11 protein-coding genes are annotated in these 18,112 nt (G+C 55.9%); 5 read left to right on the plus strand and 6 right to left on the minus strand.

Annotated elements, in window-relative coordinates; all coding sequences use genetic code 11:
- Window positions 1-6 precede the first annotated feature (6 nt).
- The gene (gene hemC, locus B9Z52_RS07855) at window positions 7-936 is read left to right on the plus strand and encodes a hydroxymethylbilane synthase (protein ID WP_108413271.1); all 930 of its coding nucleotides are present in this window, start codon (window positions 7-9) and stop codon (window positions 934-936) included.
- Between the two features lie 200 nt (window positions 937-1,136).
- On the opposite strand, the gene B9Z52_RS07860 is transcribed toward hemC, so the two are convergent.
- Window positions 1,137-1,730 (minus strand): helix-turn-helix domain-containing protein, encoded by a 594-nt coding sequence (locus B9Z52_RS07860; RefSeq protein WP_108413272.1) that lies wholly within the window; start codon window positions 1,728-1,730, stop codon window positions 1,137-1,139.
- Between the two features lie 191 nt (window positions 1,731-1,921).
- On the opposite strand from B9Z52_RS07860, the gene B9Z52_RS07870 reads away from it, so the two are divergent.
- A complete protein-coding gene (locus B9Z52_RS07870) occupies window positions 1,922-2,296 on the plus strand; it encodes a hypothetical protein (protein ID WP_108413274.1) in 375 nt (124 codons plus the stop codon).
- 134 nt (window positions 2,297-2,430) lie between these two features.
- On the opposite strand, the gene B9Z52_RS07875 is transcribed toward B9Z52_RS07870, so the two are convergent.
- Both B9Z52_RS07875 and glmS read right to left on the minus strand, forming a co-directional pair.
- Window positions 2,431-2,871 (minus strand): surface-adhesin E family protein, encoded by a 441-nt coding sequence (locus B9Z52_RS07875; RefSeq protein WP_146182806.1) that lies wholly within the window; start codon window positions 2,869-2,871, stop codon window positions 2,431-2,433.
- A gap of 105 nt (window positions 2,872-2,976) precedes the next feature.
- Complete coding sequence (glmS, locus tag B9Z52_RS07880; protein WP_108413276.1) at window positions 2,977-4,839, minus strand: glutamine--fructose-6-phosphate transaminase (isomerizing); 1,863 nt, start codon at window positions 4,837-4,839, stop codon at window positions 2,977-2,979.
- Window positions 4,840-4,976: 137 nt separating this feature from the next.
- Between glmS and B9Z52_RS07885 the strand changes: the two genes are divergently transcribed.
- Window positions 4,977-5,477, plus strand: coding sequence for an Lrp/AsnC family transcriptional regulator (locus tag B9Z52_RS07885; protein ID WP_108413277.1), 501 nt, complete (start codon window positions 4,977-4,979; stop codon window positions 5,475-5,477).
- 123 nt (window positions 5,478-5,600) lie between these two features.
- Here the strand turns inward: B9Z52_RS07885 and B9Z52_RS07890 are convergent, their stop codons facing one another.
- A complete protein-coding gene (locus tag B9Z52_RS07890) occupies window positions 5,601-12,668 on the minus strand; it encodes a choice-of-anchor D domain-containing protein (RefSeq protein ID WP_146182807.1) in 7,068 nt (2,355 codons plus the stop codon).
- Between the two features lie 333 nt (window positions 12,669-13,001).
- Between B9Z52_RS07890 and B9Z52_RS07895 the strand changes: the two genes are divergently transcribed.
- Both B9Z52_RS07895 and B9Z52_RS07900 read left to right on the plus strand, forming a co-directional pair.
- On the plus strand, window positions 13,002-14,084 hold the full coding sequence (locus tag B9Z52_RS07895) for a hypothetical protein (RefSeq protein WP_108413279.1): 1,083 nt from the start codon (window positions 13,002-13,004) through the stop codon (window positions 14,082-14,084).
- A gap of 29 nt (window positions 14,085-14,113) precedes the next feature.
- Entirely contained in the window at window positions 14,114-14,644 is a 531-nt protein-coding gene (locus tag B9Z52_RS07900; protein ID WP_108413280.1) for a nuclear transport factor 2 family protein, read from the plus strand.
- Between the two features lie 24 nt (window positions 14,645-14,668).
- Here the strand turns inward: B9Z52_RS07900 and B9Z52_RS07905 are convergent, their stop codons facing one another.
- Window positions 14,669-15,949 (minus strand): O-antigen ligase, encoded by a 1,281-nt coding sequence (locus B9Z52_RS07905; RefSeq protein WP_108413281.1) that lies wholly within the window; start codon window positions 15,947-15,949, stop codon window positions 14,669-14,671.
- A gap of 92 nt (window positions 15,950-16,041) precedes the next feature.
- Entirely contained in the window at window positions 16,042-17,583 is a 1,542-nt protein-coding gene (locus B9Z52_RS07910; protein ID WP_108413282.1) for a capsule assembly Wzi family protein, read from the minus strand.
- Window positions 17,584-18,112: the final 529 nt, after the last annotated feature.

Genomic DNA, 18,112 nt, shown 5'->3' on the forward strand with positions numbered 1-18,112 from the left:
ACCCAGATGACCTCTCAACTCATCATTGCCACTCGCGAGAGTCGGCTGGCCTTGTGGCAGGCCAACCACGTCAAACAGCTGCTTGAATTGCAAGGCCATCAGGTCGGACTGCTGGGCATGACGACCCAGGGTGATCAAATTTTGGACCAACCCTTGAGCCAAGTGGGCGGCAAAGGCTTGTTCATCAAAGAACTTGAAGTCGCCTTGGCAGATGGATCCGCCCACATCGCGGTGCACTCGCTCAAAGATGTCCCGATGGATTTGCCTGAAGGCTTTGAACTGGCGTGCATTCTCGAAAGAGAAGATCCACGCGATGCCTGGGTGTCCCCCCACTTTGAGAGCCTGGACAGTTTGCCACCCGGTGCGGTGGTCGGCACGTCCAGCTTGAGAAGAACGGTGCTGCTTCAGGCCCTGCGGCCCGATCTGAAAATTGAACCGTTGAGAGGCAACTTGGACACGCGATTGCGCAAGCTCGACGAAGGCCACTATGCGGGCATAGTGCTGGCCAGTGCCGGCCTCAAAAGACTGGGTTTGAAAGATCGCATTCGCCACGCTTTTGCGTTGGACCGCATGACGCCTGCGGCGGGTCAGGGCGCCATCGGCATCGAAATTTGCGCCAACCGCCCGGACCTCGCGCACCTTCTTTCCAGCTTGAACCACCTGCCGACAGCCGTGCAGGTCTACGCCGAAAGAGGCGTCAGCAGAACCATGGGCGGCAGCTGCTCGATGCCCTTGGCTGCGCATGCCACGCTGGAAATGGATGTGCTTTCGATTCATGCAGCCTGGGGAGACCCGCTGTTGAAAACCGCCGCACTGATTCATGCGCATGAACAATGCCACCTGGACATGTCTGCGCCAGATGTGTTGCCTCAAGCGACTGACTTGGGACGACGGGTTGCACAACAGTTGATCGCCAATGGTGCGATAGCGCTTTAGTCAGTGTGTTGGGTTTGAGCACCGTTTTGCTCCGGGCTGTCAGGCGTGATGAACTCCTGCTGCAGCCCAGCCTCGGCCGTTTTGGAGCGCCCGCTGCGGCTCAGTTGACAGCCCATGCGCTGAAACACCCGCTGTACATTGTTCTTGTGGAAGTCCTACAGGTGTACCACCGTGCGGTAACCAACCATTAATATATTAAATTATTTTGAAATGAATTTTGCCGATGAAATTCCAAGCACGAAAGATTTAATCCATTGATTTGTCAAATCCTCATTAATTAATTTTGTTGAACCAGAAATTTTTTGCCTGACGTTGTGCGCAAGATTTATTGATTCCCCCATACAAATTGCCGCTATCTTTTTATTCATATTGGATATATATTCATCCAGTGCCAATATATTTTCTATTTGGTCTTTTAGCGGGATTCTCATATTGAAAATAATTATATCCGGGGCCTTACTCGAAAAAGATAAATATGCCTCTGGCAATGATGACCAAAATTCAATATCAAATACGTCAATCAGATCTTTTAAATCTTCAGTAATTGGTATATTTTCATCCGAAATAATTTTAATGCAAATTTTCTCGTTTATTATATTTTTGTCTTGTAAATTTTTCTTGTAGTTTAGCAAAGAGTTTTTTTCATACCTCCGATGGCCCCCTGGGGTATTCCAAGAAATTATAATTCCTTTATTTGCCAAAATTCGTATGGATGATACTGATAAGTTTAATATTTTTGCTGCGTCTTTTGTAGTAACAACTTCATTGGTTTTGGTGTATTTTATGTTCAGCATTTTTATACTTCATACCATTTTTAATTTGAATCTTATCTAAATTACCCAATTGAAAATAACTCACATTATTCAATTGTCTATATTCGCCGAATTCATCCAACTTGACAATCAAAAGAGTACGCACTTTGTATATGTTATTTAAGTAGTCATATTTTCTATATGCGAATACGATCTTCGCATTGAAGCGCACCATGACAAATATAGAAAGTATTCAAAAGTTAATTCCAATCACCGAAAATGCATTAAAAGTTCGTGATTGGGAAAGAAGCAATCTGCCGATTGAGCAAAGTGCTTTGGCGTTAGACCTGTTTTTGGTGATTGCTTACAACACGATCAAGAGCAAACCTTTGACCTTAAAGTTGCTCTTTCACACCATTGACTTCAGTGAGGCAGGTATCCGAAAGCACTTAAAGCGTCTACTTGCTGATGGCTGGTGCTCATTGGAAGGTGCGGAACACGACAAGCGACTTCGCCTTGTTGTTGCCCAACCCAAAATGCTCAATGCATTGACTAACTACAGCGAAATCTTAAAAGACGCTTTTGGAAATAAAGCACAGACTGTTTGATGTATCCGCCAGTTCACTCGACAGTTCGTGCAATGACAAATAGACACATGAATATACAAGAGATTCAAGTCAAGTCACTCGCTTGATCAAGTACACGCCTTCCTTTTGCACAAAATTCAGTGCGCTCTTTGTGCTTAAGTCAAACTGTTTGAAGATCCGCTGCTTGAACGACACAGGTAGTTCACCCGCACTTCGCCAGACGAACCGGGTCGAACAGGCATAAATCTCAGCTCACCGAGAGGGCGTTCGTCCTCTTGGTGAACGGGCTCACTGGACGACGCCACATCTTGAAAATAGGTGTTGCCAGTGAAAGCGATAGACCTATTTTTGCAATCGACATAATTGAGATACGTGGTGGACTGGTAACCAATGTCGCTGGGGCCATATTGCAAGGTGGACCACACGGTGCGCAGCCGGGCTTGCACCAAATTCGATTGGATCACGATGCTGGCGGGATCAACGTACCAATAGGTTTTTTTTGCCAAATCCGAGCTGGTAGAAATGAGATGCCATTCACCGGCCTGTGCCCAAGCGCTGGCAAAAGTCAAGATCGCAAAAAAGGTTCTTATCAGCACGGCCTGCTCCTTTTTAAATCATTTTTTGCGTGAATGCACTGCGCAAAAAAATCAGCAAGTTGAATGACACACCCTAAAGCCGACACCATTCAATCTCGTTCACGCCTACTCTACCGTCACTGATTTTGCGAGGTTACGTGGTTTGTCCACATCCGTCCCCCGCGCACAAGCCGTGTGATAGCTGAGCAGCTGCAAGGGCACCACATGCAAGATCGGTGACAACACACCGTAGTGCTCAGGCATGCGGATCACGTTCACGCCTTCGCTGCTTTCGATTTTCGTGTCGCCATCGGCCAGCACATAGAGCACACCGCCCCGAGCACGCACTTCTTGCATATTGCTTTTCAACTTTTCGAGCAGCTGGTCGTTGGGGGCAACGGTCACCACGGGCATGGCGCTGGTGACGAGCGCCAGCGGGCCGTGTTTGAGTTCGCCTGCGGCATAGGCTTCGGCGTGGATGTAGGTGATTTCTTTGAGCTTGAGCGCCCCCTCAAGGGCAATCGGGTAGTGCGTGCCACGGCCCAGGAACAGTGCGTTTTCTTTGCTGGCAAATTCTTGTGACCAGGCAATGATTTGCGGCTCCAGCGCCAGCACGGCTTGCAGTGCGGCAGGCAGGTGGCGCATGGCTTTGATGTGCCCGGCTTCTTCTTCGTCGCTCAAACGACCTTTGGTCTGCGCCAGCGCCAGGGTCAGCAAAAACAGTCCGGCCAGTTGGGTGGTGAAGGCCTTGGTCGATGCCACGCCGATCTCGGCCCCGGCGCGGGTCACGTAGGCGTGTTTGCACTCTCGCACCATGGCGCTGGTGGACACGTTGCAAATGGTGAGCGTGTGTGTCATGCCCAGGCTTTGCGCGTGGCGCAGTGCGGCCAGGGTGTCGGCGGTCTCACCGCTTTGGGTGATGGTGACGATCAGCGTGTTGGGGTTGGGTACCGATTCGCGGTAGCGGTATTCGCTGGCGATCTCGACCTGACAGGGCACTTTGGCAATCGCTTCGATCCAGTACTTGGCCACGCAGCCGCTGTAGTAGCTGGTGCCGCAGGCCAGGATCAGCACGTTGTCAATCGCCTTGAATGTGGAATACGCGCCATCGCCAAACAGCTCGGGCGTGATGCCTTCCACGCCTTCGAGCGTGTCGGCAATCGCACGCGGCTGCTCGAAGATTTCCTTTTGCATGTAATGGCGGTAGGGACCAAGTTCTGCCGCGCCGCTGTGCGCGTGCACGGTCTTCACGGCGCGGCTCACGGCCTTGTGGTCGCGGTCCACCACCCAGTATTTGCCCAGCTGGATGTCGACCACGTCGCCCTCTTCGAGGTAGACGATCTGGTCGGTCACGCCCGCCAGCGCCATCGCGTCGCTGGCAAGGAATGTTTCGCCCTGGCCCACGCCCAGAATCAGTGGCGAACCTGCGCGCGCACCGATCACGCGCTGCGGCTCGTCTTTGTGGAACACCGCAATCGCGTAGGCGCCGTGCAGCTGGCGGATGGCGGTTTTGACGGCTTCAAAAATATCGCCGTCGTACACGCTGTCTACCAGATGGGCAATGACTTCGGTGTCGGTCTGGCTGCTGAAGACATAGCCCTTGGCCTGCAAGGCGGCGCGCAGTTCTTCGTGGTTTTCGATGATGCCGTTGTGCACCAGCGCGACCTTGCCCGGCTTGGCGTCTGCCGCGCCCGTGCCGTGGCTGAAGTGGGGGTGCGCGTTGTGCACCGCAGGCGCGCCGTGCGTGGCCCAGCGGGTGTGGGCAATGCCGGTACCGCCTTCGATGTGGTCGGCGCTCACTTGGTCCATCAACTCGGCCACGCGCGAGGTGCTGCGGGCGCGCTGCAAGCCGCCTGTGCCGCCGTTCAGGCTGGCCGCGTGCACGGCCACGCCGCAGGAGTCATAGCCCCGGTATTCCAGGCGCTGTAAGCCTTGCACGAGGATGGGAACGATGTTGCGGGAAGAGACTGCGCCGACGATGCCACACATAAAGATGCTCCAGAAGCAGGAAGTTGCCTGAATCTTAGACCGCAGACCACGAAATATCCAATCAATATCAACAGTAATTTATTTAAAAATTTCTTTGTATGATTAATATGAAATTTTATTTCATTAAAATACAAATAATGGAACACAACGAACTTGACTTGATCGACCTTCTTTTGCTCGACAGCCTTCAGCACGATGCCAGCCTGAGCAATGTGGCCTTGGCTGAAAAAGTCAACGTCTCGCCCCCCACCTGCCTGCGACGCGTCAAGCGTTTGATCGACGGCGGCTGGATCGAGCGCCAAATAGCCGTGCTCAACCACGACAAGCTGGGCGTCGCGTTAGGACACGGACTGACCGCCATGGTTGAAATTTCGCTCGACAAACAAGGCAGTGAACACCTCAATGCATTTGAACAACGGGCCGTTGCAAACGAGGCTGTACAACAGTGCTGGCGCGTCTCACCTGGCCCCGACTTCATGCTGGTCGTGCAGGCCGCCGACATGCCGCACTACCTGAGCATCAGCCAAACCTTGTTCACACAAGACGCCAACGTGCGGAATGTCAAAGCCTTCTTTGCCACCCACCGGGCCAAATTCACCACCACATGGCCGGTGCTCGCAGGCCAAAACAAACCCTGAACCTGACCACCGGGGCAGATGGTGCAAACCCAGGCTGTCAAACAACCGCCATAAAAAAAGGCACTTTTCAATCAGCTTGAAAAGTGCCTTGATGAAATGACGCAGACTAGGGCTGTTCTTGACTTATTTAGAAGTTCCTGAAATCGTCAAAGTCTGTTTGGAGTTGGCCACGCCGTTGTGATTGTCCGTGATGGTCAATGTACCGCTGTATGCCGTCTTGGCAGCTTTTGGAGCAAATTGCACGGTCACCGTACAACTTTGACCCACAGCCAAACCATTGACCGCTGAACAAGTCGTTGAGCCAGCCACGACAGTGAACGCTCCAGCAGCGGGTGCGGTTGCAATACTGGCAATGGTCAGCTTGGCCGTGCCGCTGTTGGTCAATGTGGCCGCCAGCGTAGATGTAGCACCCGAAGCCACCACGCCTGCCCCGAAGTTCAATGTACCCGTCAGAGCGGCCACAGGCAAAGGCGCAGCAGAGGTGCCTGTGTAAGCCACCGTTTGCGCTGTGTTAGCAACACCCCCCATGTCGTCTGTCACCGTCAGGGTGGCTTTGTCTGTAGAAGACCCCACCGTTGGCTTGTAGGTCACCGTGATCACACACGAAGCACCGGCAGCCAAGGGCGAAACGCAGCTGTTGGCCTGTGTCAGCACACCAGGCGTACCCGACACATCGATCACAGCAATCGAGCTGAATGCCAGCGGCACAACACCGGTGTTGGTCAGTGTGGCTGTGGTCGCACTGGTCGATCCGATGGCGGCATTGACAAACGTTGCAGAAGCTGTTGTCAACGCCGCTTGCGGCACTGCAGCAACTGCGCTCAGCGCCACTTGCTGAACTGCACCGGCAGTACCGCCGCTGTTGCTTGTGAAGGCCACGTTCTGCGTGAACGTCCCGGCAGCGGTTGCGGCATACGCCACAGTGAAAGTGCACGATGCATTTTGCAGCAAAGCACATGCGCTACCCGTCACTGAGAATGGTGCGGTTGCCGCTGGCACAGCCACATTCAATGTCGAGCCCGCACCCCCCGTGTTGGTCACCGTCACCAATTGCGTGGCTGGATTGACACCCACTTTGTTGGTGCCGAAATTCAAGGCAGCGCTCGAGAAGGTGGCCACCGGCGGTGCCACACCCACACCGGTCAAACTGACCGTGTTGGTGCCAGCCATGCTGGTGATCGTCACGCTACCCGCTCTCGTGCCAGTAGCCGTGGGCTTGAATGTCACAGACAAGTTACACGACAAACCAGCCGCTAAGGTGTTGGGCGCGACGGGACATGTGCCCGCAACCACGGTGTAGTCAGCAGCATTAGAGGTCGCCACGATATTGCCCAAAGGACCCGCTCCAGTGTTCGTCAATGTGACCAACTGTGCAGACGATGTCACGCTGGTATAGACCGACGCAAAATCAAGCGCATTCACCGACACCGAGACCATCGGCAAATAAGTGGACGTACCTGTGAACTGCAGGGTTTGGGTTGCATTCACCACACCACCACTGTCATCGGTTACGACCAAATTGGCTTTATCTGTCGATGTCCCCACTGTTGGTTTGTAAGTCACCGTGATCACGCAGGAAGCACCCGCTGCCAAAGGCGAAACGCAACTGTTGGTCTGTTTCAGCACGCCAGGCGTGCCCGACACATCGCTCATGGCAATCGAGGTGAACGCCAGAGGAACCGTACCCGTGTTTGTCAACGTGGCCGTCGTCGTGCTGGTCGATGAAACCGTTGCAGGCGCAAATGTAGCCAAGGCGGTCGTCAACTGTGCCTGAGGCACTGCAGCCACAGCGCTCAAAGCCACTTGCTGCACCACACCCGGATTACCGCCGCTGTTGGTCGTTATCTGCAAGTTTTGGGTATTTGTCCCCGCTGCAGTTGCCGCAAATCCAACAGTGAAGCTGCACGATGCATTTTGTGACAAGGTACAGGCAGAACCCGTCACCGAAAATGGTGCCGTCGCCGTTGGCAAAGCCACATTCAAGGTCGAACCCGATCCACCTGTGTTGGTCACCGTCACCAATTGCGTGGCTGGATTCACGCCCACTTTGTTGGTGCCGAAATTCAAGGAAACAGCAGAGAAGCTTGCCGTCGGTGGTGCCACACCCACACCGGTCAAACTGACCGTGTTCGTGCCAGCCATGCTCGCAATCGACAAGCTGCCAGTTTTGGTACCGACCGTCAAAGGCTTGAATGTCACAGAGAAGCTACACGACAGGCCAATGCCCAGCGAATTGGGCGCAGCAGGGCATGTACTCGAACCTGGAACCACCGTGTAATCAGCCGTATTGGAGGTCACCACAATATTGCCCAGAGGACCTGCGCCCGTGTTGGTCAAAGTCACCACCTGTGCCGACGAGGTCAGTCCGGTATAGCCCGTTCCAAAATCAAGCGCACTCACCGAGACCGATGCTGTGGGCAGATAGGTGGATGTTCCTGTGAACTGAATCGTCTGGGTCGTATTCAACACACCACCACTGTCATCGGTCACCACCAGATTGGCCACGTCCGTTGACGACCCTGCCGTTGGTTTGTACGTTACCGTGATCACACACGAAGCACCCGCTGCCAAGGGAGAGACGCAGCTGTTGGTCTGTGTCAGCACACTGCTGGTCCCGGACACGTAATTCATGGCGATCGAAGTGAATGCAAGAGGAACGACACCAGTGTTGCTCAAGTTTGCGGTCAATGTATTGGTCGACGACACCGTTGCAGGAGCGAACGTCGCAGACGCCGCCGTCAACTGTGCCTGCGGCACTGCCGCCACAGCGCTCAAAGCCACTTGCTGCAAGGTCGCCGCAACACCACCGCTATTTGTGGATAGCTGCAAGTTTTGGGTGTAAGTGCCTGCCGCAGTTGCCGCAAACCCCACCGTGAAAGTACACGATGCATTTTTAGCCAAGTTACAAACACCACCCGTGACACTGAATGGCAGTGTTGTTGTCGGCACAGCCACATTCAAGGTCGAGCCAGGATCACCCGTGTTGGTCACCGTCACCAATTGCGTGGCCGGATTCACACCCACTTTGCTGGTTCCGAAATTCATAGCAGCCACCGAGAAAGTCGCCATGGGCAAAGTCACACCCAAACCCGTCATGCTCACGACTGATGGCCCAGCGGATGTGGCGATGGTCAAATTGGCTGTGCGGGTTCCGTTGGCCAAAGGCTTGAATGTCACATACACATTACAAGAAGCGCCAGGTGCCAGCGTGTTGGGCGCTGCAGGGCATGTCCCGGCACCCGGAACCACGGTGTAGTCAGCTGCACTGGACGTCACCGCTATGCTGCCCAAGGGACCACTTCCAGAATTGGTCAATGTGATTACTTGCGCAGGCGATGTGGCGGCAGTACTGACCGTTCCAAAGTCCAAAGCGGTGGTCGACAAGGTAGCCATGGGCGCTTGGCCTGCACCTTTCAAGATCACGCTCTGTTGTGCACCCGCGCGTCCCATGCTGTTGTCAGTCACGATCAAAGCGCCGGTGATGGCACCCGATGTGGACGGCTTGAACACAACAGTGATTGTGCAACTTGCGCCAGAAACCAAGCTACTGGGGACCACGCAAGTGCCACCCAGGCGCTGGAAGTCGAGTTGCGCACCCGTTGCACCCGTGTCGGACGTGAAGCTGATGGCGCTGATGGCCAATGGCATCACACCCGAGTTGGTCAGCGTGACCGTCTGCGCCGCGCTGGTCGAACCCACTGCCGCTGCCGCAAAGGTCAGCGACTGAGGATTCAGACCCCCTGTTGGCATCTCCGGATAGAACACGATGGGGCGCATCATGTCGTTCTCTTCGTGACCCAGCAAGTGGCAGTGCCACACGTATTCCCAGCCGAAGCTGTTGACCACGTTGGTCGTTTGCGCCACTGCGGCCACACCCGGTGGCGGTGCCACGGGGCTGAAGATACCCGTCGAGCCCGCTGGCACTGTCGGATCCAGCAAACGCAAGCTGTTAGGAATCGTGAATGGCAATGCCATGTCCGTTGCCGAGGGCTTGAGCGCCACAATGATGTCTTCAAACGGATTGGTACGGACTGTTTCTTTCCAACCAAATTCGTCTGCAAATGGCGGCTTGATCACGCCTGTCCAGTCCACACGGTTGATCAGCTGCACATCGAACAAGTGGAAGTGGATCGCGTGCGAGTCCACACCAATGTGCATGATGCGCCACAGGTACGTCGTGTTGCCCGTCAACACTTCTGTCGGTGGGTCCACGTAGTACGCCACACCCACCACAGGGCCTGCGCCCATGACAGGGGTCAGCGGGTTGGGCGTAGAGCCCAGCATTGCGTCCATGCGGCCGTATTCACGGTCAAAACCTTCAATCAGGTTCTTGCCGTCCAGCACCAAGTCACCGGTCAGCGTGGTCACAGCAGTCGCACCCGTTCCAGGGTTGCCTTTGCCAGCCACCAAAGTCACCAAAGGCGAGCTCAGGCATTTGATGGTGCCAGCATTAGCGCCCAGTGTGATCGAGCCGACCGAGCCGGTGATCACGTTGGAGGTGGCTGTGGCACCCGTGCCGCCGCCGCCCGTGATGGTCACGGTCGGTGCCAACAAGTAGCCCGAACCCGGGTTGGTCACATACACGCCGGTGACGATGCCGCCGGTCACTGTGGCCACGGCTGTGGCACCCGCACCGCCACCGCCCACTGCGGGGGTGATGGTGACTGTGGGGATCGTTGTGTAGCCTGTACCGCCGGTCACCAAGTTCACGCCCGTCAGGCCGTCCAGCGATGCGGTGGCTGTGGGGAACGCAGGTTTGTTGAGGGTATCCACGCAAGCGCCGCCAGACAATTTGACTGTCGGTGCTTTGTTGTAGCTTTGGCCTGGCGCGGTCACAACCACGCGATTGACTGTCTGTTTTGTGCCCGAGATGTTCAGCGACTCGTCCATCACGTTGGCATAAACGTTGGTCACTGCAGTGTTGGGCACAACGCCTGTCGCATCAGGGTAGAAGGTCTGCGGCACATGCGGTGGCTTTTGGGCCAGCAGGAATGCCTTGGGCAATTCAGACGTCAGTTTGGCCAAAGTGAATGCCGAGGGGCTCGATGGCGCGCCCGTGATGCGGAACTGCATCACTGTGCGTGTGTTCGGACCGTAGCCTGGCTCTGTGTTGGGTGCCCCGCCGCCGTCGGTTTGATCGCCGTCGTTGGTGTAGTAGTCGTTGCGGTTGTCCCACAAAGGCATGGGCGCTGGCGCATCGTTGTACATGATCAGCGCCGAGCCAGCAGGCACGCTGGAGAAGTCCACCACCACGTCTGCACGAACGGCAGAAGGCAGCATCAATGAGCGGCTGGTGATGCCGTTCAAGGTCACGCTGCGCGTGTTGTGGTCAAAGTCCACGGGCTGCGAAGGCCACGGAGCGACTTGCGCGAGGAAACCCGCTTCGTTGCCAATTTGCAAGATGTCGGGACCGCTGTGCGCCCAGTAAGGCACACCACCGGCGCGACCATCTGTTGGCCAAGACGCAGGCATTGAGGCCGTATCGATCTTCATGTTGCCGACATCCACCTTCAAACCAGCGTAAGCTTTGTAATCGATGGCCGGAATCATGGAGACTTCTGTACACAATGACAGGTCAGTCACTGCATTTCCACGGCAAAGCACGCCATCCTTGGTCGATGCGTAGTACAACTGCAAGTTCAAGAAACGGTCGTTGCTCGCGTTCAGCACGCGAAAGCGCGCCGCTGTCGATGGCAATTCCATGTACGGGAAAGCCGTGCCGTTGACCAGCATGGTGTCACCATAGGTCTCGGGAATCGCCGTGGGCGATGGCAACACATCGTTCATGGGCACTGCGGGCGGGTTCATCCACGGCGCGTAGTCCCAGCGGCCCTTCGGGTTGGCACCGTAGCTGTTGGTAGCCGGGTCATACCAAGTGTTGAAGGGGTCTTCGTTGGGCAAATACTCGTGCGGCAACCACAGGTCGCCGTGCTGAGAGTTGTTGACGTGCTTGAACCACAAAGGATCAGAGTCCTTGGTGGCGGGCATGCCTGCTGTCGCGCCGTTGGTGGGCAGCCCATTGACCAAAGGTCCGTTGGCACCGGTGCCATACATGTCACCGTTGACGAACGATTTGTCCTGGATCACCAGCGGAATACCGTATTTGTATTCGGCGACGCTGCCGGTTGTACCCACGCCCAGCAGGTTCGATTGGTCAGGCAAAACGCCAGCCGGGATCGTGAACGATCCCGATGTGCCGCCTGTCATCAACAGGTCCTCCACCGGGTCCACAATCAGGTACGGTGCGGCCATGCCGGCGTAGACGTTCAAACGCGTCAAGCCCAAGGAGTGGTCGTGGTAGAACAGCAAACGACCGCTTTGGTTGTTGGTGTAATAGTACGTGCCAATGCCGTCTTTGGGTGCAGGCGTGAATTGGCCACGACCTGTACCGATCATGTCCGGGACGTTCTGGAAACTGTCACCCTTCTTGTACACAGCGGGTTCGCCTGCAGGCGTGATCCACTGGTGCGGGGTGCCATCACTGATCCAAGGCGTCAAGCCGCCGTGCAGGTGAATGACCGCACGGTTGTCAGAATAATTGGCACAGGTGTTGGTGACCATCGGGTCACAAGGCGTGACCCCATCGGCGGCCAAAGGCCCCATGCCCGCACCCATCAGGTTGCGGTCCATCGGCAACGGCAGGTAACCGTTGGGCTGATTGGACAGCAGCAGCTCATTGAAGAATTTGAGCCGCACTGCCTTGCCACGCTTGGCCATGATCATGGGGCCAAGGTAATGGTTGGTGCTGTCGCTGCCGTTCTTTTGGTAAAAGCCCCGCAGCTTGGTGGTCGCCATGCCAGAAGGCAGGTCCGAGTGCATGCGCTCGGTGTACTGCTTCAGGCCGATCTCGTAGTAATCGTTGCCTGGGAATGTGCTCGTATCGGGCTGAGCCAGAGGAATGTACTGCCCCAAGCCGTTCTTGTTGGAAGAGCCCACACCAGGCATCGCGTCCACAAACTTCTTGAGCGGTGGGCTGACCGAGAAGTTGGGTACGCAGTAGTTGACACCTGGGTTGTAACCGGCAGCACCCAGCGGGGGCGTCCAGGTTCCGTTGTAGGGTGTTGGCGTTTGGCCGGAGGGGTAGGTACACCCCGCCTGCTGCGCGCTGACGCTGGTCGATAGCACGCCCAGCATCAGTCCAAGGGCCGCCATTTGCGGCCACCTGGACTTCATGGAAAACAGGTACTTCATGGTTTGGTACTCAACAGTTTTGATTTTTGACGGCATCGCACTTCACCAAAGTGCCAGTTGCCCAGTCCGTTGCATGCGACCTGAGGGCCGAACGCACACAAAACCTGATCACCAGCACGCGGAGGCGCACCCCAACTTGACGAATGTCAATGCCATCAAATAATAGTTTTCTATAATTTTACTGTTTTTAACAAATAATGATGCCGAGTACCATTTTTAGTGATTAAGCCGGTCAAAGACAATGCCGATATGGCTCATCCGCTGGCAAAATCTTGGCTGGGCTGTTTTTTCAATTCCTTCTTACAATAAGCAATCATTTGAGGAGACTTGGCCATGCACAACCGATTGACCCGAAACCGCATCCGTCTTGCCGCCGCACACTGCTTGCTGGCAGGCATTTTGAGCATCAGCGCCATGGCCATGGCCGAATCCAACGCGCGCAACGCCAGCGAGCCTGTGCATGACGCGGACGGCAACACCCAGCAAAAAATCAAGCACCAGCTGTCGCCAGAGATTTATCTGCAAAACCCCTTTTCGAACCACAGCACGGCCTTGCTGGCCAAGGCACCCACCGCCGGATCGACAGCTGCAGCCAGCAGCCCCATCACTTACCAAGGTGGACCGGTCATGGGCAATCTCTCCAAAGTCGTTCTCATCTGGTACGGCAACTGGAAACAGACCAACGGGACCGACAACGCCGCAGGCCAGCAAATCATCCGAGATGCCATCTGGGGCATGTCGCAGCAAAACCTGGTCAACAACTACTCAGGCATCACCACCGGCTTCTCCTCCAACTTGGGCCTTTACACCCAAACTGGCAACACCTTCGTGACCCAAGCGTCATCCCCGGTCATCACAGAATTCACGCAAGCGGCCTCAGCGGCCTACGGCAATAAAAGCATGAGCGATGCGAACGTTTTCGCGCTCGTCAAAGCCTATGCCGGTGCGGGCGATGCCAATGCCATTTACCTGGTGCTGTCGTCCTCGGACATTGCCGAGCGCTCAGGCTTCCTTACCCAGTATTGCGGCTGGCACTCCTACGGCAGCATCGGGGCCAACACGGTCAAATACGGCTTCATCGGCAATCCCAACAAGAGCCTGGCCTCCTGCGCTGTGCAAACCATCTCGCCCAACGGCAATGCCGCCGTTGACGGCATGGTCTCGGTCATCGCCCACGAGTTGATCGAAACCGTGACCGATCCGCTGCTCAACGCCTGGTACAACGCTGCGGGCTCGGAAAACTCCGACATGTGCAGCTGGACCTTTGGCAGCAAAGTCCAAAAGGCCAGCAACGGCGCCTACTGGAACGTTACCTTGCCCACCTCCACCGGTGGCTCACGCAACTACCTGCTGCAACGCCAGCTCAGCGCCAAAGACTCCAAGTGCTACATCAACGCCACAGGGCCGGTGCAGTGATCGCGTCACATCACGGCCTGAGCTGATCAATGGGCAAAACATCACCCACAGCTGCCGCAGGCGCAAGCCTGCTGTTGTCGATTGGTTTGTGTTTCCCCAGCTTGGGCCAGCCGCAGACCGCTCAGGCGCGGCCCAGCCCAGCGCGTCAAATGCCCAAGCAAGACACAGCGCTGACCTACAACGCACACCAATACCTGCAAGCCGAGCAAGCGCTTGAAGAAGCCCTCAGCCGCAACGACGCGCCAACCATTGCGCAGCTATTGGCCCCAAACTTCACCGCCCGCACGGCAAGCATGGCCAGCCTGGACAAAAGCGATTGGCTCCGGCAGCAAGCGCCCCGCACTCGCCAGCCATGGATCATTCGTGAGCTGACCGTACAAGTGCAAGACGACCTGCGCATCGTCAGCTTCCTGCGCGTCAATCCACAGCAAGCAAGTCAACAACAACTCATCGTCGACATCTGGCGCGAGGCCACCCGCCAATTGCTCAATCGCTACGAAAGCACCATCGGACTGGGCGCACCAAAGCCCACGCCCATCAGGCCAGATGGCAAAGGCTGAGTAGCGCGAATTGGAATGATCTGGTCAATTCAGTGCGCCAGTCTTAGGAAGCGGACGGCAAGCTGAGATCAAGACGAAGCCAATCACCAGCGACAGCATCGTCGGGTAATAGTTATGGGCGAAGTTGACGTTGGTCAATTCAGCCGTGCTGTGAATAAACAAGACCCCGCCCATCGCCCAAGCCTGGGGACGCAAGTTCGAATGCCACAGGCGAATGCAGATCCAGAGCATGCCCAATGCATAAAACAGCAAGCTGGCCAGTCCCCACAAGCCATGGTCCATCAAGGTGTGTAAATATTCATTGTGCACATGCCCCAATGACAAGACCTCAGTTGAGTTCGCCTCGCGTGCCCAACTTGTGATGGCCATTTTTCTGGCTGCTTGTCCATGGCCAAGCCAAAGCGACTCGGCAATGAATGGAACACTGCGATTCCACATCAGGAGCCTAGCCCCCACCGAGGTATTAGAGCCAGCTTCAAGAGATTTCTGACTCAGCTGAATTTCTTGCACCGCCATTTGCAAACGTTGCAATGGTCGTTGCAACACTGCGCTTTGGGTCAGTAATCCCAGGCACAGCATAGCCCCCAAGGCAAGGCCAATGATTTGATAGCGCGTCAACCTCTGCGCCCCGTTGTGCCTCAAGAAAACACCAACTGCCCAATCCTTGGCATGCACAAAAACAAGTACAAGCCAAAGCAATGCCAAGCCATAAGCGCCCCGACTCTCGCTGACCAGAACCGCCCCCAAACCCAGCAAAGCACCTGCCAGCGAACCTGAGCGATTCATGCGTGTCAAATCAGGCGACAAAGACCAAGCCAACAAACAGGCACCAAACAAAGCCATGCCCACTGCCCACGGAATGGCATTGGTTGGAGCGGCATCTCTGCCCACTGTCAGCATCAGACAAAAGGCCAAAGCGCAACTGATGCCCATCGCCCAAACCACTCCCATTTGTTGGGTATTGCTGACAGGTGATCGCCACCGGCACAAGGCATAAGTACCAACCGCGCCCATTAGCAAGCGAAATTCAGCGTGCCTTTCTTCCCAGCGGTCATGCCAATAAAACATGGGGATCGCCTTCACAACCAAGGCCACCGCAGCACAACCCAGCCAGACCAGAGCCAAATCACTGCCCACAGTGTCCGCCCCACGGTGCCCGCCCCTTGCACCCCACGCAGCCATGACGCCTGCACAAACAACCATCAACCAAGCAAGCCCTGCCAACTTGGAGCTCACGCTGCTGAAAGACAATGCCAGCACGAAGAATAAAAATAAAAATGATTTTTTAGTTATTTTTTTATTCATACATCCATTGTCCCATACCGAAGCGCCAACAGACCCCTATCGTGAGCTCACGGCTTCAGCCAAAACGTGAAGACTCGCAACCTCAATAAACATCAAAACGGCACCGCCATCATCAAGCCCACGCGCAAATTGCTGCGCTTGTTGACCCCTTGGTCCTGACCCTCGGCCAAGTGGGTGTAGGCCAACTCAGGCGTCAGCGTCATGCCCATCCAGCGCATCGTCTGGCTGGCACTGACACCCCACAGGCGGCCATGGGGTGCACTCACCAAGCTCGGGTTGTAAGCCCCGATGCTTGACGCCACCGTGCCAGCATGCAGCTTGAACTGTCTTTGGCGCTCGGCATCCATCCAGCCCAGCGTCAACACGCGTGAGCCCGATCCCTGTGCCGGCCCCACCCAACGAGCGCCTTGTGTATAGCCCTGGTTGTAAACACCATTCACAAAGCCCGGAAAACTCAGCTTGGCGTCCCAAGGCAAGCTGTAGGCGTTCGCGTCCGCCCACTCGGCGAACAGCCGGTACCGGCCGTTGCCATAAGTTTTATCCATACCCCACAAGCTCATGAACTTGTAAGGCAAAGGAATGGTGCTGCCCGCCGCGTCCTCGCCCATCCACTGGGTGTAAACAGCGCAGTTGCCCAGCACAGCCGGGCAACTGGCCCGCACATCGTAGCCCGCAATCTGGCCACTGCTGTCCGGTGGATCGCCAGGATCTTGGTTCACCTGCTGCCCGAAAAACGCCTTGACAAAGTTGCCAGCGCCACTTGGCCGACCCGCACCGGCTGTCTGCAAGGCACGGCTCAGGCCCACCTCTAGCCAAGGCTTGGGCTTCATCGTCAAGCGCATGCCCGAAAACAAAAAACCACTCGGCTGGTTCTGCACCACGCGCGGATCCTGCGCCTTGGCCACAAACACATCCAAATTCCACGGCCCCATCCAGCTGAGCCAAACACTGTCTGACGGTGCCGCGCTGCCACGCTGAACGCCAGCCCCCAACCAAGCAGGGCTGTTGTGTCCGTTGACCATGCTGCTCTGCCAACCAGGGCCCCACCAGTTTTGACGAGAAAAGGCCTGGAAATTCCAGCCCTCCCACCCCAACACAGCCGAAGAACCATCGGCGCGCATCTGGTTTCGCCCTTCGGTACCCATGCCACGGAATTGCGTTTGCAGCGAGTTGGGGCTGACCTCGAGCCGCCCACCCAAACGCCCCGCCACAGTCACCTCACCCCATTGACTGCGACCCTCTGACGTCAACAACTGCGCACTGCTGCCCGGTGTGTAGTTCTCGCCATAACCGTTCAAACCCTCAGACTCGCTGCGCAGATGCACCTGAATGCGCCCCAGAGACCGTGCCGCAGCCAGCTCTTGGAGCACAAAATCACGCGATGCATTGAGCCCCTGTACATCGCCTTGTGCATCGCCTTGTGCCGCCCCCGTCAACTTGTCCAAAGCCTCTTGCACCGCAGCAGCCGGCAAAGGCCAATGAGAGACCGTCAGCATCAAACCCGCATGGTCAGCTAACCACTGCAAATGATGACGCGCTTGCCAAGTTGGGGTGTAAGGAACACTGGCGGTCGTTTGAGCCTGCACAGACAAAGCCAGGCCAAAAACCACTCCAAAAATTTTATGAATTTTCACAAATCGACACTATAAATTTAACAACAGATGTCGTTATTCTAATTTATAGGTACTTTTTTGTACTCAATTCACAATGGCTGCTCATACGGCGCAAAAACAAGCCAAAAGCTGATCCCCCGATCTTGCGGACACACCCCGTGCGCGATCGCTTGCAGACGCCCATGTAAAACATCGCCCACAGGGGTGGGCTCCTACAACAAAGCCATCTCTGCGTAGGAGCGCACCCCGTGCGCGATCGCTTGCAGACGCCCATGCAAAACATCGCCCACAGGGGTGGGCTCCTACAACAAAGGCATCTCTCCGTAGGAGCGCACCCCGTGCGCGATCGCTTGCAGACGCCCATGCAAAACATCGCCCACAGGGTGGGCTCCTACAACAAAGGCATCTCTCCGTAGGAGCGCAGTAAGCAATGGGATGGACGCTCCCACCTACACGGCATCGAAATGTGCCAAAGTGGAGATGCAAATCAACCACTTGAACAGACAGGAGCGTCCGACATGAAGGTTACAACAGTAGGCATCGATCTGGC

This window comes from Limnohabitans sp. Jir72, from assembly GCF_003063575.1.
Taxonomy (GTDB): domain Bacteria; phylum Pseudomonadota; class Gammaproteobacteria; order Burkholderiales; family Burkholderiaceae_C; genus Limnohabitans_A.

Coding starts and splice junctions, on each gene's coding strand:
- hemC (WP_108413271.1), top strand. CDS start 7: ATGACCTCTCAACTCATCATTGCCACTCGCGAGAGTCGGCTGGCCTTG.
- B9Z52_RS07860 (WP_108413272.1), bottom strand. CDS start 1,730: ATGCTGAACATAAAATACACCAAAACCAATGAAGTTGTTACTACAAAA.
- B9Z52_RS07870 (WP_108413274.1), top strand. CDS start 1,922: ATGACAAATATAGAAAGTATTCAAAAGTTAATTCCAATCACCGAAAAT.
- glmS (WP_108413276.1), bottom strand. CDS start 4,839: ATGTGTGGCATCGTCGGCGCAGTCTCTTCCCGCAACATCGTTCCCATC.
- B9Z52_RS07885 (WP_108413277.1), top strand. CDS start 4,977: ATGGAACACAACGAACTTGACTTGATCGACCTTCTTTTGCTCGACAGC.
- B9Z52_RS07890 (WP_146182807.1), bottom strand. CDS start 12,668: ATGAAGTACCTGTTTTCCATGAAGTCCAGGTGGCCGCAAATGGCGGCC.
- B9Z52_RS07895 (WP_108413279.1), top strand. CDS start 13,002: ATGCACAACCGATTGACCCGAAACCGCATCCGTCTTGCCGCCGCACAC.
- B9Z52_RS07900 (WP_108413280.1), top strand. CDS start 14,114: ATGGGCAAAACATCACCCACAGCTGCCGCAGGCGCAAGCCTGCTGTTG.
- B9Z52_RS07905 (WP_108413281.1), bottom strand. CDS start 15,949: ATGAATAAAAAAATAACTAAAAAATCATTTTTATTTTTATTCTTCGTG.